The sequence below is a fragment of the Qipengyuania marincola genome (assembly GCF_029688625.1).
Taxonomy (GTDB): domain Bacteria; phylum Pseudomonadota; class Alphaproteobacteria; order Sphingomonadales; family Sphingomonadaceae; genus Qipengyuania.
In genome coordinates this window covers 737712-762455 of the sequence record NZ_JARULC010000003.1, presented here as the reverse complement: position 1 = coordinate 762455, position 24744 = coordinate 737712, and the positions used below count along the sequence as shown (strand labels likewise).

The window sequence follows — 24744 nt, the reverse complement described above, 5'->3', positions numbered from 1 at the left end:
CAGCTATGCCGCATGATGGTTAACACTTGGTTTGGCGCGATGCGCCGATGAGTCAGCCGCGTTCGCGAAGGAATTTGAATGCGAGCGCGACAGCCAGCAGGCCGCCGGCGAGATTGGCCGCAAGCTCCGCCGCATAGATGGCATCGGACCCCCAGCTCCCGCGCAGCAACCAGCCGAAGGGTAGCATGACGAGAAATACGCGCGCCGCGCTCTGGCCCAAGGCGACCCCCGCACGGTCGATGGCGTTCATCGCCCCGTTCGCGACAATGAGCAGGCCGAACCCGGCATACCCCCAGACCGCGATGGCGAGATAGCGCGAGAATTCCTCGACCACCTGCGGGTCTTCGGTGAAGAAGCCCGCGAACCAGTCGCCGGTGAAATACAGCAAGACCGCGGTGGCGAGGCCGTATGCAACGCAGAAGATCGCCGACCAGCGCATCGCCTGCCTCGAGCGCTCCGGCTGGCCCGCGCCCCAATTCTGTCCCACGATCGCGCCGATGGATCCCGACAAGGCGAGCAGCGGGACAGTCGCAAAGCTTTGCAGGCGGCCGGCCGCGCCGAAGCCTGCGACCGCAGCTTCGCCCTGGCTGGCGAGGAGAGCCGTCAGCACCGACAGGCCGATCGGATTGATGGCGTTGGAGAATGCGGCGGGGCCGGCGACCGAAAGGATGGCCTTGCTCGATTCCCCGATGTTGCACCGGCGGATCGTGGCCGGATTGATCGGCAGTTGCGCTCCCTTGATGAGATAGAGCGCAACAAGAATTGCGATGAAGAAACCGGCGATGGTCGCATAGGCCGCGCCCGCGATACCAAAACCGCCGAAACCGAATGCCCCGGTGATGAGGATAGGATCGAGCACCCAGTTCGCGGCCGAATAGGTCACCGAGACGTAGCTCGTCTTGCGGGCCTCACCCTGGCCGCGCAGCACGCCGTTCAGCCCCATCTGCAACAGCAGGACTGGCAGGCCCAGCGCATAAGGGCGCATGTATTCGCGAATAAGCGGCAGCAGATCGTCCGATGCCTGCATCAGCCGAAACAGCGGATCGAGCAGGAGGTAGAGGATCAGCCCCATCGCCAGTCCGATTGCGAGCGCGAATATCGCACCGAAATTCGCCCTTCGCTCGGCCCGGTCCACGTCTCCGGCACCGAGCGCGCGTGCGATGACGGAATTAATGCCTACCATCACCCCTACGCCGAGGCTGGAGAGTGCGATGGTGATCGGAAAGATGAAGCTGACCGCTGCCAGCTCCCTGGCGCCCAGCTGGCCGATGAAATACGCATCGATCAGGCCAACCGACATGATCGCCGCCACTCCGATGACCATCGGGGCGGTTTGCGTGACGAGATGGCCGAGAATGCCGCCGCGCGTGAGTTTGGCCGTCTCGCTCATTGCCGCCAGCGCCTAGCGGGCGGAGGGGTGCTTGCCTAGCGAAAGAATTCAGCCGGGCGGCTGGTCTGCCCGCGTTGCGTGCATGATCGCGCTTTGCCTAGGCACAGGAGACGGGATAAGGCGCGTGTGATGACCAGTATGACAGTCAATGGCCGCCCGGTGCGTTTTCTTATGGATCCGGAAACGCCCCTGTTGTGGGCCCTGCGCGATGCGGCGAATCTGACCGGTACGAAATACGGATGCGGCGTGGGCGATTGCGGGGCCTGCATGGTGCAGGTGGATGGCGAAGCACTGCGATCCTGTCTCATCACAATCGCCGAGGCCGAGGGGCGATTCATCACCACTATCGAAGGCCTGAGCCGTGACCGAACGCATCCGGTCCAGCAGGCAATGGTTGCCGAACAGGCGATCCAGTGCGGTTTTTGCACGCCGGGCATCGTCATGGCCGCCAGTGCACTTCTGGAGAAGACCGCCTCTCCCAGCGAGGCGGAAATCAAGGCGGCAATACCGAACCTGTGTCGCTGCGGTGTCTACCCCCGGCTCGCGCGCGCCATCGAGCGTGCCGGGCGCGTGGCGCGCCGGCAGGAGCGCATCAGCGCCGCGCCCGTCCCGGGGATTTCTGCTGCGGATGCCGCGCGCGAGGTACCCGCGCTCGGCATCCCTGGCGAGGAAAGCGACTAGAGCTCGAACCGCACGCCCAGCTTCGCCGTCAGTGGCTTGCCCGGCTGGATGTTGTTGTCGCCATGCGCGCTGGGATAGTAATCCTCGTCGAGCAAATTCTCGATATTGAGCTGCACGCTCATCCGGTCGTTGACCGTATAGAACAGCGCCGCATCCACTCTCGTGTAAGCGGGCAGCACGACATCGTTGCTGAAGCTTGCGAACTGGCTCGACTGGTGGACGAGGCCAAGACCCGCGCCAAGATTGTCCGTGAAGTCGTACCGTCCCCAGGCACCGATCTGGTGTTCTGGCAGTTGCTGCAATTCGGTTCCGATGCCGCCATCATTTGTCTGCGACCGAATCTCGCCGTCGAGGTATGTGTAGCCCAGGTTGACGTGTAGCTGCTCGGTGATCGATCCGGCGAGGCTTGCCTCAAAGCCTTGCACACGTGTCGCGCCGGTTTGCAGCACGACATTGCTCACCGGCTCGGTAAACGGCGTGTCCTTGCGATCCAGACGGAACATGGCGGCCGTGACCAGAAGATCCTCACGCGGCGCATATTTGATCCCCGCTTCCAGCGTCTCGAACGTTTCCGGTTCGAGGTTGATCGAAGTGCTGCTGAGCACGGTGAACTGGTCGCCCGATGCCGGAAGGAAACTTTCCGAGTAGCTTGCATAGAGCGACAGATTGTCCTGTGGCTTGACGATGACACCCAGCCGCGGGCTGATCCGGTCGTCCTTGCGGGTGCCCAAGAAGTCATTGCCGATATCGTAGCTTTCGAGATCGAATTCGTCATAGCGCGCGCCGATGATCAGCTGCAGCCAATCGGCAACGTCGATCTGGTCCTGGATGTAGAACGACAGGGTCGATAGCTCGGAAGTAGAGGCCCGCTGAAACTCGAACGTGAAAGGTGGCACGAAGATCGTTTCGGCAAGGTCGGTCGTGTAGGAGCGCTCACCGTCGAACAATGTGCGGTCGCGATCGGCATCGGTGTCCTGCCGCGAGAATTCCGTGCCGATCAGCAGCGTATGGCCGATGCCGCCCGTGTCCCCCGTCCAAACGAGGTTTGCCTGGCCGATAAGATTCTCGCGAATAGTGCCGGCTTCATAGCCGCTGAGGCTGGCCGTATCCGCCACACCATCGCCATCCGCGTCCGACGCCCCGGAGGGGACGATATTGGAGTAGAACTTGTCGTAATGCGCGTATTGCAGCGCGGCATTCGCGGTGAGCCCACCGCCGAAGTCGTGGTCGAGGCGCGCGCGCGCGATGTGCGCTTCGACATCGGAATAATTGTAGTCTTGATCGCCGAAGAACGTTTCGTCGTAGCCGGTCAGCGGGCGGCCCAGAAACGCGGGTACACCGCGATCGACCACGCGCTGATCGTCGTCATAGGTGTAGCTCAGGACGAGATCGGTTACCTCGCCGAGCGCGACGGTCGCGGTGGGGCTGATCCCGATGAAGCGGCCTTCGAAGACATCGCGATGATTGTCGAACTCTTCGTACGTCGCGTTGAGCCGCAAGGCCACACTGTTACCGACCGGCGCGGCAAGATCGGTGGCCAGGGTAAAGGCGCCCCAATTGTCCACGCTGGCAGCGCCGGCGGTCAGAGTCTCGCCGAGCCTTGCTTTCTTGCTGACCCGGTTGATTGCGCCCCCGCCGGCACCGCGTCCGAATATCAGCGCATTGGCGCCCTTCAGGACCTCGACCCGTTCGACATTGTAGAGCGGGCGATAATATTGCGCATCGTCACGCAGACCGTCGAGGAAGAAGTCGGCGGTCGTTTCCTGCCCGCGAATGAACACTTCGTCGCGGTGGCCTTCGCCGGTCTCGAGGCTGACCCCGGGCACGAAACGCAGTGCCTCGTTGAGCGATGTCGCATTCTGATCGTCGATCTGGTCGCGGGTGATCGCTGTCACGGCCTGCGGCACATCGATCAGCGGGGTCGGAGTCTTTACGGCGGTGAAGCCGTCATCATTGCCGTAACCATCGGATTTCCCGGTGACGACGATGTCGCCAGGCAGATAGTCGCGCTCGGGCTGAGCCTCGTCGGCGAGCGCGGTTGTGGGAAGCGCGGCGAAGGCGGTGCCGAAAAGAAGCGCGGCACGCATGTTGGCAAAGTACATTCCGGTCTTTCTAATATTGCGAATGATTCTCATTTCTGATTGCGGCGTGCTATTGAGAACCATTCGCATTCGCAAGGGCAATCTGCGCATCCACGAGTGAAAAATTTGCAAGCATCGCTTTCACTGATCGCCGCCCTCGCTTAATGCGGCATGCGCATCCGAACGGGCACGCGCACAAGGACGGGACACGCGCGTACATACGGGGCACGCGCATATGAAAACGGCACGCGCATGAATACGGCATGCGCATATGAATACGGCACGCGCACATGGGAGATCACGCGATGAAAGCGACAATCTGGCACAATCCGAAATGCGGCACCTCGCGCAAGACGCTCGCCATTCTGGAGAACCTGTCGGAGGTCGAGCTGACGGTCGTGGAATATCTGGAGGATCCACCCACCACGGAAAAGCTGGCCCAGCTCTATCGCGACGCGGGAATCACGCCTGCGCAGGGGCTGCGCATGCGCGGTACCGACGCCGCGGAGCGTGGCCTGCCCGACGCGGGCGACGCTGCAATCCTGGAAGCGATGGCGGCCGACCCGATCCTGATCGAACGCCCGCTGGTCGAGACCGACAAGGGCGCGCGCCTGTGCCGCCCGCAGGACGTGGTGCTGGAAATCCTCTAACGGCGGTCCGTCGTCAGCAGGCTGTCGCGCTGGAGCTTGAACCAGCCGTGGACGAAGACCACAGCGCAAAGCGCCACGATCAGTCCGAAGCCTAGCCAGTCCGAGTGACCATACAGCCACACGCCCAGCGCCGGGGCATAGATGAAGCTCGCCCCGGCAACCGAGGCGGTGACGCCGGAGGCTTGCCCCTGCTCGGCACGCGTGACGGCCAGCGACGTGCCGGCGGTCGTGCCCGGCCGGAACAGGCCGAAGCCGAGCGAAGCGATGGCATAGGATAGCGCGATGGAGTGCAGATCGCTGGCTACGCCAAGGAAGGCGACCCCGCAGGCCGCGACGGCTATGCCCGAAAGCGTTGCAGCACGCGGGCCAAGATTGAACCGCGGGATGAGGCCCCACTGTGCAAGCAGGGTCGCGATGGCGCCGCTCATCAATACCAGCCCGACCGGCCCGGTGCCTTCCGACGGAGTATCCCGCAGGCCGAGGCGGTCGAGCACGAGAAAGCCCGAAATACCGAGCACCATCGCCTGCGCGTGGCCGCCCAGCAGGCCGGCGATGACCCACGGGCGCAGCCGCGTTTCGAACCAGCGCAGCTTATGCGGCTCCACCGGCACTTCGCCGTCGTCCTCCTCTTCATCCGTCTCGCGGGAGACTTCCGACGTCGGGCTGCCCGAATAGGGCGCATCATACGCCGTGCCGCGCGCGGGGAACTGCGGCTCGTCATTCGGCAGGCGCAGGCGCAACGCGACCAAGGCCGCAATCCCGATGAGCGAGAAGATCAGGAAGGGCCCCGTCAGCCCGACCCAAGGCAGGACCATCAATGGGGCGAGGGCCGGCCCGATCACCGTGCCGAGCCCGAAACTGGAGGCGATCAGCGACAGCGCCTGCGTGCGTTCCGAGCGAGGCGTCCGGGCGGCGACATAGGCCTGCACCGCGGGCGGTGCGGCACTGCCGAATCCACCGTAAAGGCTACGGGCGAGCGCGAAAAGCAGCAGGGCCCAGAAGGCGGTCAGATAGCCCGACAGGCCCAGCCACAGCATCGCGCCGCACAGGGCGAAGCTGGCGATAAAGCCGCCGAGCCCCAACGCCATCATCGCCTTGCGCCCCCGCCGGTCCGACCGTTCGGCCCAGAATGGCGCGCACATCACCCACAGCAAGGCCGACCAGCTATAAGCAAGGCTGATCCACACGTCGTCGATCTTCAGCGCCGTGCCGATCGACGGCATGACCGATTGCATGGCGGTATTGCCCGCAGCCGTGACCAGCATCACGGTGAACAGCAAGGCCATGCGCTCGCGCGAAATGGTGCGCGGCATAGCCGGTTTCGCAGGGGCGACTGACTTGGCTGGATTGATGTCGGCCATGAAAAACCTTGGCTAGGCCGCACGCCCGGTGCTTGCAATGGAAACAAGGCGCTGCCAGAGCATAACCCCTGTTTGTTGGTCGCCCACGAGGTTCCTGTTTGCCTTCCGAACAAAGTGTAGCCGTGATGGATCGCCCGTCGCTCAAGCGCCGAGCCGCGCGTCTATTCGGTCAATGGGGCGTGTTTTTCCGCGGCTTCATCGAACATCCGCGTATGGTCGGCTCGATCATCCCGTCCTCGCGCTTCACGATCGCCAGGATGCTGAGCCGGGTGCGTTGGGACGAATGCAAGGTGTTCGTCGAATACGGCCCCGGGGTCGGCACATTCTGCCAGCCGGTGCTCGATCGCCTTCCGCGCGACGGCAAGCTGATCGTGATCGACACGAACCCGCTCTATATCGACTATCTCGACAAGCATTTCACCGATCCTCGCTTTCACGCGGTGCTGGGCTCGGCAGCAGATGTCGAGGCGATCGTGCGCGCGCATGGTGCCGATCGTGCGGATTACGTCCTGTCAGGCCTTCCGTTCTCGACGCTTCCCGAAGGGGTGGGCCCGGCCATCGCGGAGGCGACCTATCGCATCATCCGCACGGGCGGCGCCTTTCTCGTTTACCAGTTCTCAGCGAAGGCGCGCAATTTCATGGCCCCGCATTTCGAACGGATCGAAAGCGATTTCGAGCCGCTGAATGTGCTGCCCTGCCAGCTGTTCTGGGGCTGGAAGGAACCGCGCGGCTGATCAGGGATCGGCGGTCGGGGGCACGCTGGGCGCCGACCGTTCGAGCCGCCTGAACTGGCGATGGACCGCGGCCAGCACGCTCGTCGCGAGCACGACCAGCAGCGTGACCGAGGCAGCGGTGACGATCGAATTGCCGATCTCCGCCACCGTCGGTCCGCCCAGCGACAGCACCAGGCCGGTGACGAGCAATGCGACCATCAGCGTGACGATGGCTCCCGCCGCGAGCAGGAGATAGAAGGCCGTCAGCCGGCCCCCCTGGCCCTTCGTCAGCGCCCAGGATCCGGTCAGCGCGCGGATCGGATTGGTCTCGGCGTCCACGGCGACGATCGGCAGGACCAGCGAGAGCCGGACGAAGAGGTAGAGCGCCAGGCCAAAGGCGAATGCCGTCGCGACGACGGCCAGCGCGCCCAGGCCGGTAAGGCTCGCAATCGAGACGATCAGCAAAACGATGAAATTTATGCCCAGCGATTGCAGGATCAGCGCGAGCCAGGCGGGCAGGATCGCCTTGCCGCCGATGGAAATCGCCTCGCCCACGGTCGGACTGGCCCGGCGACCCAGCAGGGCGAGCATCGACAGCTGGCCCACGGTTACGATGGCGCCGACCAGGACGAACAGCCACCAGGTCTTGGCATAGAAGGCGTTCATCGCCTCCATTGCCATTTCAAAGCTGGCGCCTTCCGGCAATTCGGGCCGCGAGGCGATGGCGGGCAGGAGGACGAGGACGAGCGCATAAGGCAGGAAAACAAAAATGCCGGCGATGGCCGACAGTATCCCGCTATTGTCGCGCATTAGGCGCACGGCGTCGCGCCAGGCGATGTCGAGATCGAATTTCATGGATTGCCTTTCATCGCCTCTTGATAAGCCTGCCCACTATCGCCACGCAATCGCCGATGTCGAGCCAATCCTCCACCACTGTCGAATGGCGCGCGGAAAAGGGCGCTATCCCTTACCGCGAGGCCCTTGAGCAAATGGACGCGCGCAACCGCGCCATTGCGGAAGGCAGCGCGCCGGAGATGGTCTGGCTGCTCGACCATCCACCCGTCTATACCGCCGGGACCAGCGCGGACGGCGCCGAACTGCTCGACCCCCGGTTCGAGGTGGTCGAGGCCGGCAGGGGCGGGCGCTACACCTATCACGGCCCCGGCCAGAGGATCGGCTACGTGCTGCTCGACCTGAAGGAGCGCGGGCGCGATGTGCGGTGCTTCGTCCATTCGCTGGAGGGGTGGGTCATCGCCACCCTTGGCGACATCGGGGTCGAATGCTGGCGTGCCGAGGGGCGGATCGGCATCTGGACGCGGGATGTCGACGGGCGGGAAGCCAAGATCGGCGCGATCGGCGTACGCGTCCGGCGTTGGGTCACGATGCACGGCTTTTCCGTCAATCTCGCACCCGACCTGTCGCATTTTACCGGCATCGTGCCCTGCGGGATCGACGAATTCGGGGTCACCAGCCTGAAGCGGTTGGGAATCGACCTTGCGCCCGAACGCTTCGATGCGGCATTGCATGACCGGTTCGAGGATTTTCTCGCCGCTCTCGATGGAAAGGCCTGCAAGCTGCCATGATCCGTTCCCTGACACTTGCCGTCCCGCTCGCCTTCGCTCTCGTCGCCTGCGGCGATGAAACCGCAGAGCCGGCCGGGCAAGGCGATGATCGCGGTGCCCGGGGCGAGGTTCTGGGCGGAACGATCAGCGACGACATGATCCCGCTCGACCAGTTGCAATCGCAATCCCCGCCCCTGCGCGGCGCAGACGACACCGGGAGTGCCGATGGCGGCGACGATGCCGGGGCTACTGCCGAAGCCAGCGAAGCGGAATCAGCAGAGGACGGTGCCGCCGCAGCGCAAAGCCCTCGCGAAGCCGGAGACGCCGAAGCCGAAGGCGCCGAAGCGGAATAGGCCGCTGCCTATTCCGCCGCTTCCGCCTCTGTCAGGGCGGGGTAGTCGATATAGCCCTTCGGTCCTTCGCCGTACCAGCTGCGCGGCACGTCCGTATTGGGGGCGATCTCCGCGCCGAGTCGGAAACGCTCTGCCAGATCGGGGTTGGAGATGTAGTCGCGACCCCAGCTTACCGCGTCGGCGCGGCCGGCGTCGATGTCGGCAACCGCCTGTTCGGGCGAATAGTCGCTGTTGAGTACGAGCGCGCCTGAATAGATCTGGCGGATGACAGGGCTTTGCTTGGGCACTTCGGTGGCGCCGAACGTTCCGTCCGGACCGGGTTCGCGCAGCTCGACGAAAGCAAGGCCCAGCTCCTCGCAGACCCTGGCCGCCTCGCCGAAGGTCGTCGCGGGATCGCTGTCGTCGCAGCCCTGGGTTTCGCCATTGGGCGACAGGCGGACGCCGACGCGCTCGGCGCCCCAAACGTCGACCAGGGCGGTAAGGACCTCCTTCAGGAAGCGCGCGCGATTCTGCGCGCTTCCGCCATAGTCGTCCTGCCGCAGATTGGTGCTGTCGCGCAGGAACTGGTCGACCAGATAGCCATTCGCGCCATGCAGCTGGACGCCGTCGAAGCCCGCTTTCTTCGCGTTTTCGGCGGCGTGACGATAATCCTCGACGATCCGCGCGATATCCTCGACGCTGGCTTCGCGCGCCTGTTCGTAATCCTTGCGCCCCTCGAACGTGTGCGCATGGCCGGGCGCGGTCGTCGCGCTGGCCGAGACCGGGGGCTCGCCGGCGAGGAACAGCGGATGCACCAGCCGCCCCATGTGCCACAATTGCAGGACGATCAGTCCGCCCTCGGCGTGCACTGCATCGGTGACCAGTTTCCAGCCTTCGACCTGCTCCTCGCTCCAGATGCCGGGCGCGGCGGGCCAGCCGAGCCCTTCGACACTGATGCCGGTCGCTTCCGAAATGATCAGCCCCGCGCCGGCTCGCTGGCGGTAATAGGTCGCCATCATCTCGTTGGGGACGGAGCCCGGCTGGCTCGACCGCCCGCGCGTGAGCGGGGCCATGAAAACACGATTTTTCGCTTCGAGGGCCCCGAAGGTCAGCGGCTGGAACAGGGTTTCGTGCATTGGGCAGCTTCCTTTTTGCTGGCGCGGGTTGGCCATTGAGCTAGGGCGCGAGGATGGATGGCGCAACCGCGGCGGACGGCAAGAATGGCTATCAGGCCACGGCGTGGCACTTCGCCGGCCTGATTCTCGGCAATGCCGCGCTGGCGCTCGGCCCCTGGCTGGTCAGGCTGGCGGATACCGGGCCTGTATCGGCAGCCTTCTGGCGCCTACTGCTGCCCCTGCCACTGCTCGCTTTCCTCGCCTGGCGCGCCCGCAAGGGTGTGGCGCTCGACTGGCGGGTCGTGGCGCTGTGCCTGACGGCGGGTACCTTCTTCGCTTTCGACCTTGCCAGCTGGCATGTCGGCATCGAACGCACCCGGCTCGCCAATGCAGTGCTGTTCGGCAATTCGGGCAGCATAATCCTGATGGCGTGGGGCCTGATTGCGCTGCGTCGGGCACCATCCCTGCGCGAGGCGGGCGGGGTGCTTACGGCACTGGCGGGCGCGGCAATCCTGCTGGGCCGCAGTCTCGACATCTCGACGGCGACCTTCGTCGGCGACCTGTTCTGCCTTGCGGCGGGCATCTGCTATGCCTTCTATCTCCTGCCCGCACAGGCCGCGCGCACGACGCTCGACCCGTGGGCGGTCCTCACGCTCGTCAGCCTGGCGGCATCGCCGCTGCTGCTGGGCATGGCCGTGCTGGCGGGCGAGCCGGTCCTCCCGGGCACGGCCGGCTGGACGCCGGTCCTCCTGCTCGCGCTGTCGAGCCAGATTATCGGGCAGGGCCTGCTGGTTTTCTCGCTGCGGCATTTTCCAGCGCTCGTCATCGGACTGGCCCTGCTGACCCAGCCTGCCATCGCCGGCATCGTCGGGTGGTTCGTCTTCGGCGAAAGGCTGGTGCCGCTCGACATCGCGGGCATGCTGCTGGTGGGCACGGCGCTGGTGCTGGCGAAGACGCCTCGCAAGATCGGCCGCGCGGCATAGGGCGCGTCTACCAGAAGTTCTGGTTGAATTTCCTCAGGTGGTCCTCGAACCGGGAAAGGTCGGGGCCGACCATCAGCACCCGCGCCTGCTCGGCCAGCTTTTCCGCTTCGTCCTTCAGCGATTGCTGACGGGTTTCGTCGCGGATCGGCACCGCCGCATGCGCCAGCGTATCGAGCATGACCTCGGCAGCGATGGGCGAGCTTGCCACGGCGCTGCGGATCGAACCGAAGCCGCGCTTCACATAGTGGTCCCAATCGTCCGGCACGGGGATGACGGGGCATTCATCCTCTTCCGAACCGCAGATGTTCTTGCGCAGGTCGCGGCGGCCGATTTCGGCGGTCGCGGCGCCCAGCCAGTGCAGCGCCGTTACGGCCGTGAACGGGTCGTTGATCCCCGGCGACAGCGCGCGCATTCCGATCTCCACCAGCTCATCGATCAGGAATTGCAGGTCCTGATCGGGCGTGCGCGTCGCGCCCAGCGTGAAACAGCCGCGCACCTTGTCGATCAGGTCTTCGGGGTCGCAACCATCGATCTTGAGCAACACCATGTCCCGGTGCACGAAATCGCCGGTGCGGACATCGAGCGAGATCGTGCAATCGTGCTTGCGCGCAATCTCCACGAGGTCCTCGAAATCGATCAGCTGGACGTAACCCGTCTTCCATGCGGTCATCGGCTTGCCGCCCTCTGGTTGCCGGGCGTCTCCGAACTCGTCTTCCACCGGATAAGTGTCGCGGATCCCGTCGAGCAGTCGTGCGCCGATGCCCTGCAGGACCTTGTTGATACGGATGCTGGAGGGAACGTGATTGAGGAAGAATACGAGCACGGCCACGCAGAGGCCCATCAGCCCATAGGCCACCAGCAGAGACAATTGCGGGGCGAAGCCGGGCAGGGCCGTTGCCACCGATTCCGCGCCGGTGGCGGTTTCGTCTTCGGCGCGCACGGCACGCAGCACGATCAGGGCATAGACGAAGCTGCCGATAAACGTGGCGAGGCTCAGCTGGTTGCCGCGATCCTCCATGAAGTTGGTCAGCAACCGCGGTCCGTAATTCCCGCTGGCATAGGCGACCGCGGCGATGGTGATGGAGAACACGGTGGAGGCCACCCCGATCATGCTTCCTGCCATGACGGTGAGCATATCGGCCGCGCCCTGCGGCCGTGCCGGGACAATCCATGACACATCGTTCAGGAATTCGGCGAAACCGGCACGGTCGATCGCCACCATCGTAAAGGCGAGTGCAGCCGCACCGATGCAGAACAGGGCCGGATAGAACCAGTAGTTGGCATTCAGCCTCGACCAGAAAAAACGGATCTCCGCCATTAGGGTTCGTCCCTTGCGATCTGTTGCAATTCTTCGCCGAACGCCGCGTCGTAGGCGGCACGGATATCCTCGCGATCCCGGTCGAAGCCCGCTGATTGACAGGCATGGTCGCGCAATTCGCGCGCAAGGCGATCGAGCAGGACCACCATGCCTTCGGGCGCGCCGTTGTGATAGCGGCGCGATGCGATGCGGCCATAGTTTCCGATCATGCGGATCGCCACCGATGGATAGGCGCAGGCAGCCTGGCGGAATGCATTCAGCGGATCTTCGAACAACCCGCGAAAATCCTGTCCGGTGAGGACGAGCCACTCGGCCTCGACCAGCACCGGGACTTCGCCTTCGGGAATATAGGTCGCCGTCTGGCCTTCCATGATCGTCGCCAGTTTGTCCGCACAGGTCAGCGCCGTATAGAAATCGTTCACCGCCGGTGACAGGGCACGCGCGGCGATTTCCACCAGCAAGCGGATGCGGAACACCACGCCCTGATTGTCCGAGCGGTAAGGACCGATGGGAATGGCGCGCGCCATCTGTTTCTCATCGAAAGGGGTATCGCTTTCCACCAGCGTCTGGCCGTCCACGACATGCTGGCCCGGCGCGCCGTGGACCACGATCCGGTGCTTCGTGTCGCCGAATAGCGCACGCAGCTTCGCGATATCGACATCCTCGATATAGCCTTCGCGCGGGGCGCGGAGCTGGTGCTGGTAGTCTTCGTCCGCCGGCTGGCCGCCCTTCAGATCGAGGCTGCGATTGTCGGCATCATTTGCCAGCCGGTCGATGGAGGTGTCGACGAACATGGTCCGCGCCAGGCTGTGCAGCGAGACCGACAGCATCGCCACATTGATAGCCTGCAGCAGCGTGACCACGATGACCAGCAGCAGGGGCGTGTCCTCCAGCGCAGCTTCGGCATCGACCGAGAGCATGGCGAGGAGAGAGCACACGAGAGAAAACGACAGGCCGGCAAGGCTGACCCGCACCAGCCCGCGTTCCACCCAGCGGTCGATCAGCCGCACGCCCAGATTGCCTGCCGCCATGCTGAGAACGATCAGCGTGATGGAAAAATAGAGAGTGATGAAGGCCGCATTGATCCCGGCTGCGATGCCGAGAAAATCCTTCGCCGTATCGGCTGTCGCGACCGGCACCAGATCGTGGCGCAGCAGCCAGTCGGACACGATTGCCCGGTCGAGCCAGAGAACCGCAAAGTGCCAGGGAAAGGCCGCGATTACCGCCAGCACGGCCAGCATCCAGTAGCTGGCGAAAAGGCGATGAAAGATCCAGCCGAGAAAGCCGGAGATACGGGCGGGTCGGAGCAAGCAGATGCCTTTCAGGACATGACCTCGATCCATGCTGGATCGGGAACATAACGACCAGCACCTCATTTCGTTGCCATGCTTGCGCACGGCAGAGCGTGGTTCGAGCATGTGTGCGGTCGCTACCGGCTTACCGGCAGGCTACCCTTTTAAAGGGAATTCTTATGCTTGTTCCTAATCCATCCAATGCCGTCAACAATATCGAGAACCTGGTCACCCTGACAGCTGGGCAATACACGACTGGTTCGCTGATCCTGATGGTCAGCTATGGCGCGCATTTCGCCTTTATTCTCTATTTTCTCATGACGTCGATGCAGCTTGCACCACGTTATCGCATCGTGCCGATCCTGTCGGCGGTCGTAATGGCCAGTGCGGGGCTCAGCCTGTTCCGCGAATTCACGGCCTGGCAGGACGTCTACCAGTTCGTCGGCGGTCAGTATGTCCCGCTGACCGAGGGTGAGACCTTCACCAACGCCTATCGTTACGGCAACTGGACGATCACCGTCCCGCTGCTGCTGACGCAATTGCCCATCGCTTTCGCCCTGTCCCGGCCGGATCTGCACAAGCGCGCGCTGCGCATGGCGATCCCGGCGCTGCTGATGATCTGGACCGGCCTCTACGGCCAGTTCGGCGAAACCGGCGATTGGTCGCGCCTGAATCTGTGGGGCATCATCTCCACTGCCTTCTTCGTCTGGCTGATCATCGAGGTGCGCGGCGTGATTACCGCCGGCATCGCCAACAGCCCCGCCGAACTCAAGGCGTGGCCGAAGAACATCTGGTGGTATTTCCTCGCGACCTGGGGTCTTTATCCCATCGCCTACGCCCTGCCGCAGCTCGGCTTTACCGGTGATGTCGTGGTGGTACGCCAGCTGCTCTACAGCATCGCGGATATCTCCTCGAAGCTGATCTACGGGGTGATCCTGTCGCGTTACGTGCTGCGCCGCAGTGCGCTGGAAGGCTACATGCCGTCTGCCGAGGCGCTTTCGACCACGCCGGTGGGTTCGCAGGCCGCCTCCGTCCGCGGCGACTGATGACGACCCGGCCGATCTTCGGATCGCACGAGGGGCCTCGGCTTGATGCCGGGGCCCCTTGGCTTTCGGCGGCATTGTTCGCCTTTGCCGCCGTTGCCCATGTTGCGGGAGAGGCGACGCCAATCTGGGTGGGACTTGCGATGTTCGTGGCGGGCCTCGGGCATGGCGCGGGAGACGAAAACGGTGGCGCCATGCGCGGCTATTCCCCGCTGCTCATTCTGGCGTATGTGGCGACCGGGCTTGCCATTGCGGCCATGTTCCTGGCTGCACCGGTCGCGGGACTGGCGCTGTTCCTGTCCCTGTCGGCCTGGCATTTCGCGCGCAGTGAAAGCGGAATGAGCCAGCTGGTCAATCTCGCCATCGCGGTGCTGGCGATCGGCGGCAGCGCCTTGCTGCGCGCGAACGAGACCTCTGCGGTGTTCGCGGCCATATTGGGTCGCGCCCCTCCGGACCTTCTGATGGGTGGCTTGCAGATCGCAGGTGCGATCGGGCTGTTCCTTGCGGCCGTGGCGGTCGCCGGACGCAAGCGAGGCGCCCTATCATCGGCGGCTGCGGCGCTGGCTTGCGCGGCGTTTCACCCTGTGCTCGCCGTGGGGCTGATCTTCCTCGTCATGCATGCCCTTCCGATCCAGCGCCGACAGATTGCTGCCTATGGCGTAGACCGCGTCGTGCGAGCCGTGGCTGCACCGACCATCATTGCGACGCTGGGCGCGGCGGCCATCGGCATGGCTGTATGGCAGGGATGGCTGGCGCTGGAGCTCGCCGTCGCGCTCGCTTTCGGCATGGCGACGCCGCACATGCTCACGGAGCGGCTGGAGCACTAGGGCATAATCGTCAGACCTTGCCCAGATCACCCTTGCCGATAGTGCCGCTGGCCATTTCAAGCATGCGATCGAGGCTTTGCTTGGCCTTCAGGCGCAGCCCCTCCTCGATCTCGATACGCGGTTCGAGATCGCGCAGGCAGGCGTACATCTTCTCCATGGTGTTCAATGCCATGTAAGGGCAGATATTGCAGCTGCAGTTGCCGTCCGCGCCGGGCGCGCCGATGAAGGTCTTCTCCGGCAGCGCCTTTTCCATCTGGTGGATGATGTGCGGCTCTGTCGCGACGATCAGCGTGTCGCCTTCGAAAGTCTTGGCGAATTGCAGGATGCCGCTGGTCGAGCCGACGTAATCCGCGTGGTCGATGATCGTCGGCGGGCATTCGGGATGCGCGGCGACGGGGGCGTCGGGGTGCTGCGCTTTGAGCTTGAGCAGCTCGGTCTCGCTGAAGGCCTCGTGCACGATGCACACGCCCGGCCATAGCAACATCTCGCGATTGAACTTGCGGCTCATGTAGCCGCCAAGGTGCCGGTCGGGGCCGAAGATGATCTTCTGGTCTTCGGGTATCTGGCTGATAATCGTTTCTGCGCTGGAGCTGGTGACGATCACGTCGCTCAGTGCCTTCACCTCGGTCGAGCAGTTGATGTAGGTCAGCGCGATATGGTCGGGATGCGCCTCGCGGAAGGCCTTGAACTTTTCCGGCGGGCAGCTGTCTTCGAGGCTGCAGCCGGCATCCATGTCGGGCAGGACGACGATCTTTTCCGGGCTGAGAATCTTCGCCGTGTCGGCCATGAACTTCACGCCGCAGAATACGATGACGTCCGCATCGGTTTCGGCGGCCTTGCGGCTGAGCTCCAAACTGTCACCGACGAAATCCGCGATGTCCTGGATATCGGCGGTCTGGTAATAATGCGCGAGGATGATCGCGTTCTTCTCCTTGCGGAGACGATCGATAGCGACGAGCAGGTCCTCGCCGGTCGGTAGGTCGGTCTGGGCGGTCATGTCGGATCCCGTCTGCTGCGTTTGAGGTCGCTTATAAAGCGAACGGACGGGAAGGCGAGGGCGTTCCTACATTGTGAAGCCGGGCGGCAGGAATGCTTCCATCGGCCGTTCTGCGCCGGGCGTTCCGGCGATCAGCTGCTGGGCCACGCCCATGCCGAAGGGGCTGTAGGCGAGCGCCAGCGACAGCAGGAACACGGCGACATATATACCGAGGCCCCACCAATATGCGGAATGCACACGGCCCGTCGCGCGCTTGTCGGCTATCATGCCGATGACCGGGAAAACCATCGTCGCGGCGACGGTAATCGTCCACGCATTGGGGATCATCAACGGCAGCGGGAGCAGCCGACCGAGGCCCGGCCCGGTCAGGATCGCCATGGCGCACAGCATCAACCGGCGATGCCAGCCGGTGTAGCGCCGGCGGGCCAGCGCCCAGAAGGCGAGCCCGCCGAAGCACCACAGCGTCATGATGTTGCTCCACAAAAACTCGCTGACATGGAAGAAGAACGGCCCGCCGGTACGCCGCGCGACCACGATCATCACCGCCGTCCCGAACACCATCATCAGCGGCACCCAGGCCCAAGCGATTTTTCCGAAAGCGGCGTGCAGCGACCAGTTTCCCGCTGAGGCGGTGACGTGCTGGGCGAGGTAGATGCCGATCCACGCCATGAAGACCACGGCATGAATGTGATAGGCCAGCGGCACGGCGAAGCTGGACCGGCCCATTGCGATATTGAGGCTGAAGCCCGCCACGATGATGGCCGACATGACGAAGGCCATGATGGTGAAGAAGCGCGTGTTGCCACGCTCGATCGAACGCGACTGTGCTGCCGATGTTGCCATGGTGCCGGACCTCCCCCTCGTGAGCCAAGCGACCTATTTTTATCGTCGAAGCTTATCGCGGGGTAGGTCGTCTGGTCAAATCAGGCGTCGGGCGTGGGCTCGTTTGCGAAGCGGACATCGACGGTGATTTCGTCATATCCGGCGACCTGAAGCGGGATTGCAAGGTTTTGGCGAACCGCCTGTTTCGCGGCGGTTCGTGCCAGTTCCAGGATTTCGCGATTCTTGGCAAAGGCAGAGGCCTTGCGCTCCGCCTGCTGCGAGTTGTTCCGCGCAAGGTCGGCGCTAGCATCGCGGCTCACATACAGCCCCTCGGTATAGACGCGCGCGCGCGCTTCGTCGAGATTCGGGCGGCTCGTTTGCAATTGCGGTAAAGTGACCGTCAGCCGACTGGTCTCCGCATTCCAGGTGAAATCGTCGCGATCCATCTCGCCGAGGTCGAGCCGGTATTCGACCGAGGCCGGAACAATGACGGCCTGGCGCGATTCGATCTGGCCGAAGGGGCCCCGGTTGTCGACGCTTTCCGCCACCACCTCGAACCGCGAAGAAAAGACGGTCAGCGAATTCTGCTTTTCGAAGGCCAGCATCGCGCTGCCCACAGGGTCGCCTTCCTCTTCGTAGACGAAAGCGCGCCAGCCGAGCCAGGCGACCGCTGCCAGGAGAGCGATGACGATGAGCCACGGAACCGCCTGCACCCGCGCGAGTGGCCGGTCGCGCGTCACTTCGGGCTGGACCGTATTCTCGCGGGTTTTCAGATCGTTCGCCATGTATCGCCCGAACGTGCGACGAGGCCGCGGCGTTCCAGATCGATCAGATGCGCGGTCACCGACATTTCCGCCGCCTTGTGCAGCTTCCGATCGAGGCCCTTGTACATCTTCGGCACGAAACCGGCGGCGTCATGTGGACCATCGCCCAGCAGGCGGATAATCTGGTTCTCGCGCTGGCGGCGATGGCCGATCATTCCGCGCACCAGCTGGCGGGGCTTTTCCACCGCCTCGCCATGCGCTGGATAGAACACGCGGTCCTCGCGGGCGTGCAGCTTCTCGAGGCTGAGCATGTAATCGCCCATGTCGCCATCGGGCGGGATCACGACGCTGGTCGACCAGCCCATGATATGATCGCCGGTGAACAGCGCGCCGCTTTCCTCCAGTGCGAAGCACAGGTGGTTGGAGACATGGCCGGGCGTTGCGACCGCGGTCAGCGTCCAGCCCGGGCCGGTCATCTTCTCGCCATCCTCCATCACGCGGTCGGGTTCGTAACTCGAATCGAAACTCTCGTCGGCCCGGGGCAGGTCGCTATCGATGACCAGCGGCGCGCAGCCCACCACGGGCGCGCCGGTGCGCGCGGAGAGCGGCTTGGCGGCAGGCGAGTGGTCGCGATGGGTATGGGTGCACATGATCGCGCACACGTGCTCGTCGCCGATCGCGGCATCCAGAGCGAGCAAATGGGCTTCGTCCGCCGGACCGGGGTCGATGACCGCGCAGCCATCACCCAGGCCCACGATGTAGGTCTGGGTTCCCGTATAGGTATAGGGCGAGGGGTTGGGAGCCAGCACGCGGCGCACCAGCGGTTCCAGCTGCATCGCCTGGCCGGTGGGCCAGGGCTTGGGGGGAGCTCCTGCCATGCCCTTGCATATGGGGCTTGGGATGCGCCATGTCACCACCCGCCAGTGGCAAGGGAGAGCGCATGGCCGACAGCATCCTCGTACTCGACGCCGGGACGACTTCGACCCGGGCGATGATTTTTGCGCCGGACGGGACGATGGAAGCGGTCTCGCAGGCCGAGATCACGCAGTATTATCCGCGTCCCGGCTGGGTCGAACACGATGCGCAGGAAATCTGGGACAAGACCCTGTCCTGCGCGCGCGATGTGGTGGGGAACGAGCCGGGTCGCATTGCCGCCATCGGCATTACCAACCAGCGCGAGACGGTCGTCGCGTGGGACCGGAACAGCGGCGAGCCTCTCGCTCGTGCGATCGTGTGGCAGGATCGGCGCACGGCGGGTTTCTGTGCCGACATGAAGAGCTATGGCCACGAGGACGGTGTGCAGAAGCGCACCGGACTGCTGCTCGATCCCTATTTTTCCGGCACCAAGATGCGCTGGATGCTCGACAATGACGAGGCAGTCCGCACCGCATCGCAGCGCGGCGATCTGGCGTTCGGTACGGTCGAGAGCTGGCTCGTCCACAAGCTGTCCGGCGGCACCCACGCCAGCGACGCCAGCAACGCCAGTCGCACGCTGTTGCTCGCGCTGGACGGGGCGCAGTTCGACGAGGAGTTGTGCGAGCTTTTCGGCGTCCCGAGCGCCAGCCTGCCGCAGGTTGTCGATACGCATGGCCGCATTGCCACAGCGCGAGCCGAGTGCCTCGGGGCCGAAATCCAGATCTGCGGGCTGGCGGGCGACCAGCAATCGGCCACCATCGGGCAAGGTTGCCTCGCTTTCGGTGATACCAAGGCGACATACGGCACCGGGGCCTTCGTCCTTACCAACAAGGGCAGGGATATTCCCCGGTCCGACAATCGGCTGCTCGGCACCGTCCTCTACCAGGAGGCGGGCGAGCGGACCTATGCGATCGAAGGCGCTTGCTTTGTCGCAGGCAGCCTCGTCCAGTATTTGCGCGACCAGCTGGGGCTGATCGGCAGCGCTGCGGAGACCGAGGAGCTTGCCCGGTCAATCGAAAGCAGCGGAGAAGTCGTCATCGTGCCGGCCCTGGCAGGGCTCGGCGCGCCGCACTGGAAGCCGGACGCGCGCGGCGTCATCAGCGGCTTGAGCTTCGCCAGCGGTCGGGCAGAAATTGCCCGCGCGGCGCTTGAGGCAATGGCCCACCAGACCCACGATCTGGCGAGCGCCTTCGCTGCCGATGGGGCGCCCTGGACGCGGCTGAGGATTGATGGTGGGATGAGCGCGAACGACTGGATGGCGCAGGACCTTGCCGATATCCTCGATCTCGAGGTCGAGCGGCCGGACTTTATCGAGACCACAGCGCTGGGCGCCGCGATCCTCGCTGCGGTCGGAGCCGGGTTGCAACCCTCACTCGATGCGGCGGCGAAGGCCATGCGCGGCGGCGGCCGCAGCTTCGCGCCCGCCATGACGGCGGACGTTCGCGAGGCACGATTGCAACGTTATGCGAAGGCGCTGGGCGCGGCCTGACTCAGGGTTATTCGCCGAAGGCCCGGGCGAGCCGGTCCTGCATCGCGCGCACCGGCGCGTCCCCGTGACCGGCAGCGCCGCGCAGCTCGCGGTCGAGCCGGGCGACCCGCGCGTGCAGCTGCTCGCTCTCATGGATCAGCGCGCGCGTTTCCGGCTCCAGCACCTCGAGATTGCCTGGATCGGCAGCACGTTCGTCGGGCAAGGCACTGGTGCGGCGCAGCTGCGCCTCGCTCAGTTCGCCAGAGAAATACGCCCGCTGATTCAGCAGCCAGGCCAGCACGTGCATCACGCGGGTGGTGGTGCGCAATCCCTCGATCGAGAGCGCGATGCGCAGGGCATCGTCCTGCGTCGCGGTATCGGCGTGCAGCCGCAGCCCGAATGCCGCGCGCGCATCGTCGGCGAGCACGAGAGCTTCAGCGTAAAGCTCCTCGATAATCTGCTGGTTGATGGTGCGTGCGGCCATGCCTCCGCAGCTACGCCAGCGCGCAAATCGTGACCAGCGCGTTTACCATGTTGTGTCCGGCTGGCACGGGGAGCCGTGGTTCCTGCCCGATCAGGCGATGATATCGGGCAGCAACGTATCCTCGATGATCGCGATCCGGTCCTTGAGCTGGAGCTTGCGTTTCTTGAGGCGGGCGATCTGCAGCTGGTCGACGAAGCCGCCCCCATCGCCGGCATCGCTCAGCGCGGCGATGGCAGCATCGAGATCGCGGTGTTCGCTCCGCAACATCTCCAGCCTCTTGCGCAGCTCCTGCTCGTTCACCTCGATCCTTCCCGTATCTCGTTTCGTCGCATGGCGCTCAGTTGGGGGTTTGTAAATCGGCAATACTATGGTCACATAGTCATCACGCGGCGCGTGCCGCATGGCACGAGTCGCTCTTTGGGGTCGCATTAACCCGTAAGGAGACAGCCCGATGCAATCATCCCATGTCGAAGCGCTCAAAGCAAAGCACGCCGGTCTCGAAGCCCGCCTGCATGCGGAACAGATCCGACCGGCGCCCGACATCGCGATGATCCAGCAGCTCAAGAAGCGCAAGCTCAAGATCAAGGAAGAGCTCGCCAGCTGCTGATCCGGACCTGTGGCGGAAGCGGGCCTTCGTCCCGCTTTCGCCAAACCGGGTATTTGCTATAGGGCAAGGCATGTCAGCTGCCGCCTCCGCCCGCCAGATCCTTACCCGCCTGCATGAAATCATGGCCGGGCGCACCCATGCCCAGCACAAGCTCGACCGCGTCGTGGAAGTGATCGCCGAGAGCCTCGATAGCGAGGTATGCTCGGTCTACCTCCTTCGTGAAGGCGCGCTGGAGCTGTTCGCGACCCGCGGCCTCAATCCCGATGCGGTCCACGTCACGAGGATGGCCGTGGGCGAGGGGCTGACGGGCACCATCGCCAAGAATATCGAAACGCTCAACCTTGCCGAGGCCAAGGCCCATCCCGACTTTCTCTATCGCCCCGAAACGGGGGAGGAAAAGTTCCATTCCTTCGCCGGCGTACCGATCGTCTATCGTGAACGCGCGGTGGGCGTATTGTGCGTACAGCATGTCGAACCGCGGCGTTACGAGGACGTCGAGATCGAGGCGCTCCAGACGACGGCGATGATCCTGTCGGAGCTGATCGCGCACAAGGAGCTCGTCGATGACGAGGAGGCGATCGATTTCGGCGAACCGCATATCGAAACCGAGGTCATCGAGGGCCTCACGCTGGTCAAGGGCCTGGCGACGGGCAAGGCGGTGTTCCACCAGCCGCGGATCGAGATCGACCAGGTTGTGGCCGAGGATATCGAGGCAGAGCGCCAGCGCGTTTACCGCGCGTTCGACAAGATGCGCGAGCAGATCGACGCGCTCGGCAAGGAACCCGAATTCGGCAAGGGCGGCGAGCATGTGGAGGTGCTCGAGACCTACAAGATGTTCGCCTATGACGAGGGCTGGAGCCGCCGGATCAACGAGGCGATCGACAGCGGGCTGACGGCCGAGGCGGCGATCGAACGCGTGCAGCAGCGCACCCGCATGCGGATGCGCGAAATCGACGATCCGCTGCTGGCCGACCGGATGCACGATCTGGAGGATCTGTCGAACCGCCTGTTGCGGATCGTGTCGGGCCAGCTGGGTACCGCCGCGACGCAGGGCCTCAGGCGCGACACCATCCTGATCGCGCGCAATCTCGGACCGGCGGAGCTGCTCGAATACGACCGCCGCCGGCTTAAGGGCGTGGTTCTGGAGGAAGGCTCGCTCACCGCGCATGTGGTCATCGTGGCGCGGGCCATGGGTATCCCTGTGCTGGGCCGGGCAGATGGCGTGCGTGCGCGGGTGAGCGAGGGCGACGACATCTTGCTCGATGCAGACCGCGGCACCGTGACGCTGCGCCCGGGCCAGCCGGTGCTCGATGCCTTCGAAGCACGCTTCACCAAGATGCGCGAGCAGCAGGCGACCTATGCCGAATTGCGCGAGGTCGAGCCGTTCACCCGCGATGGGACGCGGATCACGGTGATGATCAATGCGGGCCTGCGCGACGATATGAGCATGCTGCAGCTGACCGGGGCGGACGGGGTCGGCCTGTTCCGGACCGAGTTCCAGTTCCTCGTCTCTGCCACGCTGCCGCAGCGCGACCGGCAATTGCGGCTGTATCGCGACGTGCTGGATGCTGCGGGGGACAAGCCCGTGATCTTTCGCACGGTGGACATCGGCGGCGACAAGGCGGTCCCCTATCTCAATTCGCAGATCGGCGAGCGCGACGAAAATCCGGCCATGGGCTGGCGAGCCTTGCGGCTTTCGCTGGAGCGTGAAGGCCTGTTGAAGGCGCAGGCGAGAGCGCTGCTGGAGGCCGCGGCCGGGCGGCAATTGTCGGTGATGTTCCCGATGGTTTCCGAGCCATGGGAGTTCGATGCGGCCAAGGCCGTGTTCGAGCATCAGCTGAACTTCCTCCGCGAGCGCCGCCACATCCTGCCGGAATCGATCGAATACGGCTGCATGCTCGAAGTCCCGGCTCTTGCGGAAACGCTCGACCAGCTCATTCCGCGCCTGTCCTTCATCTCGGTCGGCACCAATGATCTGACGCAGTTCCTTTTTGCTGCCGACCGCGCCAACCCGAAGCTGGCGCAACGTTACGACTGGCTGAGCCCTGCTATCCTGCGGTTCCTCAAGCGCGTGGCCGATGCAACGATCGGCCAGCCGGTCCGCATCGGCGTGTGCGGCGAAATGGGCGGCCGCCGGCTCGAGGCGATTGCCCTGCTCGGCATCGGCTATCGCCGGCTGTCGATCACGCCGGCCGCCGTCGGTCCGATCAAGGAACTGGTGCGCAAGATCGACCTCAAGGAAATCGGCGAGCAGATGACGCGATGGCTGGTCACGCCTCCGCCCGACATGCGGGCCGCGCTCAGGACGTGGGCGGAAGAGCGCGATATCGAAGCGGACTGATTTCGTCGCGCGTGGAGCGCGGCTCGCCGGACAGTCCGACTCGTGCTACACACCGCCCTTGACAGTCGCACGCCCGCGACGCTTTCAGCGGCAAGAATAAAACGGGGCGGTGCGAACCGCATGGTCGCCAATCGGGATTTGCATGGAAACGAACGAACACGTCGAGGAAACCCTGCCACCTGGAGATACGGTCGGCGCGCGATTGCGTGCGGCACGCGAAGGCAAGGGATACGAGCTCGACCAGATTGCAGCGGAAACGCGCATTCCCAGGCGCCATCTCGAAGCTATCGAGGCCGATGATTTCGCGGCGCTTCCCTCGCGCACCTACGCCATCGGTTTCAGCCGCACCTACGCCCGCGCGGTCGATCTCGACGAGAACGAGGTCATCGCGCAGGTCCGCGAGCAATTGGCGACCGGCGACGGTGGAGAGCGGATGGTCCCCGCGAAGTTCGAACCCGGCGATCCCGCCCGTGTGCCGGGTCGCGGCCTTGCATGGTTCGCCGTTATCGCAGCCATTCTGCTGCTGGGCGGAATTTACGCCTTCTATCGCAGCTATCTCGCGCCGGGCCTCGGCCCCGCTCCGCTGCAGGACGAAACAGAGCAGGTCGCGGCGAACGAGCCTGCACCCGCGGCCACGGCCAGCCCGGCCGCGCCGACCGGCCCGGTCGTCTTCACCAATGAGGTGGAGGGAACCTGGGTCCGGTTCTACGACGATGCCGGGGAGAGTCTCTACGAAGGCATCATGGCCGTCGGCGACACTTTCACCGTGCCGGAGGATGCGCGAAATCCGCAGATCCGCACCGGGCGTCCCTATGCGTTCGCCATCACGGTGGGCGGTCAGAGCGTGCCCAGGATTTCCGAGGAAGACGAGGTGGTTAGCGACGTGCCCGTCACCGCCGAGGCCCTGCTCGAGCGCTCGGCTGCCCCGGCTTCGTCGCCTGCAACGGCGGCTCCGGCTGCCTCGCCGCCCGCAGGATAGCGCCTGCACAGAGGAAAAG

Annotated in this window: 25 protein-coding genes; 12 read left to right on the top strand and 13 right to left on the bottom strand. The window is 64.5% G+C overall.

Annotated elements, in window-relative coordinates; genetic code table 11:
- Window positions 1–52 precede the first annotated feature (52 nt).
- On the bottom strand, window positions 53–1390 hold the full coding sequence (locus P8Q88_RS13665; protein WP_278324382.1) for an MATE family efflux transporter: 1338 nt from the start codon (window positions 1388–1390) through the stop codon (window positions 53–55).
- Window positions 1391–1519: 129 nt separating this feature from the next.
- Between P8Q88_RS13665 and P8Q88_RS13660 the strand changes: the two genes are divergently transcribed.
- Window positions 1520–2071, top strand: coding sequence for a (2Fe-2S)-binding protein (locus tag P8Q88_RS13660; protein WP_278324381.1), 552 nt, complete (start codon window positions 1520–1522; stop codon window positions 2069–2071).
- On the opposite strand, the gene P8Q88_RS13655 is transcribed toward P8Q88_RS13660, so the two are convergent.
- On the bottom strand, window positions 2068–4173 hold the full coding sequence (locus P8Q88_RS13655; RefSeq protein ID WP_278324380.1) for a TonB-dependent receptor: 2106 nt from the start codon (window positions 4171–4173) through the stop codon (window positions 2068–2070). The genes P8Q88_RS13660 and P8Q88_RS13655 overlap by 4 nt on opposite strands.
- Window positions 4174–4457: 284 nt before the next feature.
- Here P8Q88_RS13655 and arsC point away from each other — a divergent pair, with 284 nt between their 5' ends.
- A complete protein-coding gene (arsC, locus tag P8Q88_RS13650; protein ID WP_278324379.1) occupies window positions 4458–4802 on the top strand; it encodes an arsenate reductase (glutaredoxin) in 345 nt (114 codons plus the stop codon).
- On the opposite strand, the gene P8Q88_RS13645 is transcribed toward arsC, so the two are convergent.
- Window positions 4799–6163 (bottom strand): MFS transporter, encoded by a 1365-nt coding sequence (locus P8Q88_RS13645; RefSeq protein ID WP_278324378.1) that lies wholly within the window; start codon window positions 6161–6163, stop codon window positions 4799–4801. The genes arsC and P8Q88_RS13645 overlap by 4 nt on opposite strands.
- A gap of 125 nt (window positions 6164–6288) precedes the next feature.
- On the opposite strand from P8Q88_RS13645, the gene P8Q88_RS13640 reads away from it, so the two are divergent.
- Window positions 6289–6897, top strand: coding sequence for a class I SAM-dependent methyltransferase (locus P8Q88_RS13640; RefSeq protein WP_278324377.1), 609 nt, complete (start codon window positions 6289–6291; stop codon window positions 6895–6897).
- On the opposite strand, the gene P8Q88_RS13635 is transcribed toward P8Q88_RS13640, so the two are convergent.
- A complete protein-coding gene (locus P8Q88_RS13635; protein WP_278324376.1) occupies window positions 6898–7731 on the bottom strand; it encodes a hypothetical protein in 834 nt (277 codons plus the stop codon).
- A gap of 56 nt (window positions 7732–7787) precedes the next feature.
- On the opposite strand from P8Q88_RS13635, the gene lipB reads away from it, so the two are divergent.
- Together lipB and P8Q88_RS13625 are read left to right on the top strand one after the other, a co-directional pair.
- Window positions 7788–8459, top strand: a complete 672-nt coding sequence (gene lipB / locus P8Q88_RS13630; RefSeq protein ID WP_278324375.1) for a lipoyl(octanoyl) transferase LipB — start codon at window positions 7788–7790, stop codon at window positions 8457–8459.
- The gene (locus P8Q88_RS13625; RefSeq protein ID WP_278324374.1) at window positions 8456–8791 is read left to right on the top strand and encodes a hypothetical protein; all 336 of its coding nucleotides are present in this window, start codon (window positions 8456–8458) and stop codon (window positions 8789–8791) included. Before lipB ends, P8Q88_RS13625 begins: the two co-directional genes overlap by 4 nt.
- Before the next feature lie 8 nt (window positions 8792–8799).
- Here P8Q88_RS13625 and P8Q88_RS13620 read toward each other — a convergent pair whose 3' ends face one another.
- Complete coding sequence (locus P8Q88_RS13620) at window positions 8800–9906, bottom strand: alkene reductase (RefSeq protein ID WP_278324373.1); 1107 nt, start codon at window positions 9904–9906, stop codon at window positions 8800–8802.
- Between the two features lie 53 nt (window positions 9907–9959).
- On the opposite strand from P8Q88_RS13620, the gene P8Q88_RS13615 reads away from it, so the two are divergent.
- Window positions 9960–10868 (top strand): DMT family transporter, encoded by a 909-nt coding sequence (locus tag P8Q88_RS13615; RefSeq protein WP_278324372.1) that lies wholly within the window; start codon window positions 9960–9962, stop codon window positions 10866–10868.
- A gap of 7 nt (window positions 10869–10875) precedes the next feature.
- On the opposite strand, the gene P8Q88_RS13610 is transcribed toward P8Q88_RS13615, so the two are convergent.
- On the bottom strand, window positions 10876–12186 hold the full coding sequence (locus P8Q88_RS13610; protein WP_278324371.1) for a DUF2254 domain-containing protein: 1311 nt from the start codon (window positions 12184–12186) through the stop codon (window positions 10876–10878).
- Window positions 12186–13496, bottom strand: coding sequence for a DUF2254 family protein (locus P8Q88_RS13605; RefSeq protein ID WP_278324370.1), 1311 nt, complete (start codon window positions 13494–13496; stop codon window positions 12186–12188). Before P8Q88_RS13605 ends, P8Q88_RS13610 begins: the two co-directional genes overlap by 1 nt.
- 161 nt (window positions 13497–13657) lie before the next feature.
- On the opposite strand from P8Q88_RS13605, the gene P8Q88_RS13600 reads away from it, so the two are divergent.
- On the top strand, window positions 13658–14524 hold the full coding sequence (locus P8Q88_RS13600; protein WP_278324369.1) for a bacteriorhodopsin: 867 nt from the start codon (window positions 13658–13660) through the stop codon (window positions 14522–14524).
- The gene (locus P8Q88_RS13595; RefSeq protein ID WP_278324368.1) at window positions 14524–15348 is read left to right on the top strand and encodes a Brp/Blh family beta-carotene 15,15'-dioxygenase; all 825 of its coding nucleotides are present in this window, start codon (window positions 14524–14526) and stop codon (window positions 15346–15348) included. Before P8Q88_RS13600 ends, P8Q88_RS13595 begins: the two co-directional genes overlap by 1 nt.
- A 10-nt stretch (window positions 15349–15358) precedes the next feature.
- Here P8Q88_RS13595 and nadA read toward each other — a convergent pair whose 3' ends face one another.
- The 4 genes from nadA to P8Q88_RS13575 all read right to left on the bottom strand — a co-directional run bounded on the left by nadA (window position 15359) and on the right by P8Q88_RS13575 (window position 18809).
- The gene (gene nadA / locus P8Q88_RS13590; protein ID WP_278324367.1) at window positions 15359–16345 is read right to left on the bottom strand and encodes a quinolinate synthase NadA; all 987 of its coding nucleotides are present in this window, start codon (window positions 16343–16345) and stop codon (window positions 15359–15361) included.
- A 66-nt stretch (window positions 16346–16411) separates the two neighbouring features.
- On the bottom strand, window positions 16412–17188 hold the full coding sequence (locus P8Q88_RS13585; protein ID WP_278324366.1) for a hypothetical protein: 777 nt from the start codon (window positions 17186–17188) through the stop codon (window positions 16412–16414).
- 80 nt (window positions 17189–17268) lie between these two features.
- A complete protein-coding gene (locus tag P8Q88_RS13580) occupies window positions 17269–17952 on the bottom strand; it encodes a DUF4230 domain-containing protein (RefSeq protein ID WP_278324365.1) in 684 nt (227 codons plus the stop codon).
- A complete protein-coding gene (locus tag P8Q88_RS13575; RefSeq protein ID WP_278324364.1) occupies window positions 17937–18809 on the bottom strand; it encodes an MBL fold metallo-hydrolase in 873 nt (290 codons plus the stop codon). Before P8Q88_RS13575 ends, P8Q88_RS13580 begins: the two co-directional genes overlap by 16 nt.
- 62 nt (window positions 18810–18871) lie before the next feature.
- Between P8Q88_RS13575 and P8Q88_RS13570 the strand changes: the two genes are divergently transcribed.
- Window positions 18872–20335, top strand: coding sequence for a glycerol kinase (locus P8Q88_RS13570; RefSeq protein WP_278324363.1), 1464 nt, complete (start codon window positions 18872–18874; stop codon window positions 20333–20335).
- Window positions 20336–20342: 7 nt separating this feature from the next.
- On the opposite strand, the gene P8Q88_RS13565 is transcribed toward P8Q88_RS13570, so the two are convergent.
- Both P8Q88_RS13565 and P8Q88_RS13560 read right to left on the bottom strand, forming a co-directional pair.
- A complete protein-coding gene (locus tag P8Q88_RS13565; RefSeq protein WP_278324362.1) occupies window positions 20343–20798 on the bottom strand; it encodes a DUF1465 family protein in 456 nt (151 codons plus the stop codon).
- Between the two features lie 90 nt (window positions 20799–20888).
- Window positions 20889–21098: a YdcH family protein gene (locus P8Q88_RS13560; RefSeq protein ID WP_278324500.1), complete on the bottom strand. Its 210-nt coding sequence runs from the start codon at window positions 21096–21098 to the stop codon at window positions 20889–20891.
- A 151-nt stretch (window positions 21099–21249) separates the two neighbouring features.
- Here P8Q88_RS13560 and P8Q88_RS13555 point away from each other — a divergent pair, with 151 nt between their 5' ends.
- The 3 genes from P8Q88_RS13555 to P8Q88_RS13545 all read left to right on the top strand — a co-directional run bounded on the left by P8Q88_RS13555 (window position 21250) and on the right by P8Q88_RS13545 (window position 24725).
- A complete protein-coding gene (locus tag P8Q88_RS13555) occupies window positions 21250–21405 on the top strand; it encodes a YdcH family protein (RefSeq protein ID WP_278324361.1) in 156 nt (51 codons plus the stop codon).
- A 70-nt stretch (window positions 21406–21475) separates the two neighbouring features.
- Window positions 21476–23746, top strand: a complete 2271-nt coding sequence (gene ptsP, locus P8Q88_RS13550; RefSeq protein ID WP_278324360.1) for a phosphoenolpyruvate--protein phosphotransferase — start codon at window positions 21476–21478, stop codon at window positions 23744–23746.
- Window positions 23747–23888: 142 nt separating this feature from the next.
- Window positions 23889–24725: a helix-turn-helix domain-containing protein gene (locus P8Q88_RS13545; protein WP_278324359.1), complete on the top strand. Its 837-nt coding sequence runs from the start codon at window positions 23889–23891 to the stop codon at window positions 24723–24725.
- Window positions 24726–24744: the final 19 nt, after the last annotated feature.

What these genes read in the sequence shown, in the direction of transcription:
- P8Q88_RS13665 (WP_278324382.1), bottom strand. Translation starts at nt 1,390, where the DNA reads ATGAGCGAGACGGCCAAACTCACGCGCGGCGGCATTCTCGGCCATCTC.
- P8Q88_RS13660 (WP_278324381.1), top strand. Translation starts at nt 1,520, where the DNA reads ATGACCAGTATGACAGTCAATGGCCGCCCGGTGCGTTTTCTTATGGAT.
- P8Q88_RS13655 (WP_278324380.1), bottom strand. Translation starts at nt 4,173, where the DNA reads ATGTACTTTGCCAACATGCGTGCCGCGCTTCTTTTCGGCACCGCCTTC.
- arsC (WP_278324379.1), top strand. Translation starts at nt 4,458, where the DNA reads ATGAAAGCGACAATCTGGCACAATCCGAAATGCGGCACCTCGCGCAAG.
- P8Q88_RS13645 (WP_278324378.1), bottom strand. Translation starts at nt 6,163, where the DNA reads ATGGCCGACATCAATCCAGCCAAGTCAGTCGCCCCTGCGAAACCGGCT.
- P8Q88_RS13640 (WP_278324377.1), top strand. Translation starts at nt 6,289, where the DNA reads ATGGATCGCCCGTCGCTCAAGCGCCGAGCCGCGCGTCTATTCGGTCAA.
- P8Q88_RS13635 (WP_278324376.1), bottom strand. Translation starts at nt 7,731, where the DNA reads ATGAAATTCGATCTCGACATCGCCTGGCGCGACGCCGTGCGCCTAATG.
- lipB (WP_278324375.1), top strand. Translation starts at nt 7,788, where the DNA reads ATGTCGAGCCAATCCTCCACCACTGTCGAATGGCGCGCGGAAAAGGGC.
- P8Q88_RS13625 (WP_278324374.1), top strand. Translation starts at nt 8,456, where the DNA reads ATGATCCGTTCCCTGACACTTGCCGTCCCGCTCGCCTTCGCTCTCGTC.
- P8Q88_RS13620 (WP_278324373.1), bottom strand. Translation starts at nt 9,906, where the DNA reads ATGCACGAAACCCTGTTCCAGCCGCTGACCTTCGGGGCCCTCGAAGCG.
- P8Q88_RS13615 (WP_278324372.1), top strand. Translation starts at nt 9,960, where the DNA reads ATGGATGGCGCAACCGCGGCGGACGGCAAGAATGGCTATCAGGCCACG.
- P8Q88_RS13610 (WP_278324371.1), bottom strand. Translation starts at nt 12,186, where the DNA reads ATGGCGGAGATCCGTTTTTTCTGGTCGAGGCTGAATGCCAACTACTGG.
- P8Q88_RS13600 (WP_278324369.1), top strand. Translation starts at nt 13,658, where the DNA reads ATGCTTGTTCCTAATCCATCCAATGCCGTCAACAATATCGAGAACCTG.
- P8Q88_RS13595 (WP_278324368.1), top strand. Translation starts at nt 14,524, where the DNA reads ATGACGACCCGGCCGATCTTCGGATCGCACGAGGGGCCTCGGCTTGAT.
- nadA (WP_278324367.1), bottom strand. Translation starts at nt 16,345, where the DNA reads ATGACCGCCCAGACCGACCTACCGACCGGCGAGGACCTGCTCGTCGCT.
- P8Q88_RS13585 (WP_278324366.1), bottom strand. Translation starts at nt 17,188, where the DNA reads ATGGCAACATCGGCAGCACAGTCGCGTTCGATCGAGCGTGGCAACACG.
- P8Q88_RS13580 (WP_278324365.1), bottom strand. Translation starts at nt 17,952, where the DNA reads ATGGCGAACGATCTGAAAACCCGCGAGAATACGGTCCAGCCCGAAGTG.
- P8Q88_RS13575 (WP_278324364.1), bottom strand. Translation starts at nt 18,809, where the DNA reads ATGGCAGGAGCTCCCCCCAAGCCCTGGCCCACCGGCCAGGCGATGCAG.
- P8Q88_RS13570 (WP_278324363.1), top strand. Translation starts at nt 18,872, where the DNA reads ATGGCCGACAGCATCCTCGTACTCGACGCCGGGACGACTTCGACCCGG.
- P8Q88_RS13565 (WP_278324362.1), bottom strand. Translation starts at nt 20,798, where the DNA reads ATGGCCGCACGCACCATCAACCAGCAGATTATCGAGGAGCTTTACGCT.
- P8Q88_RS13555 (WP_278324361.1), top strand. Translation starts at nt 21,250, where the DNA reads ATGCAATCATCCCATGTCGAAGCGCTCAAAGCAAAGCACGCCGGTCTC.
- ptsP (WP_278324360.1), top strand. Translation starts at nt 21,476, where the DNA reads ATGTCAGCTGCCGCCTCCGCCCGCCAGATCCTTACCCGCCTGCATGAA.
- P8Q88_RS13545 (WP_278324359.1), top strand. Translation starts at nt 23,889, where the DNA reads ATGGAAACGAACGAACACGTCGAGGAAACCCTGCCACCTGGAGATACG.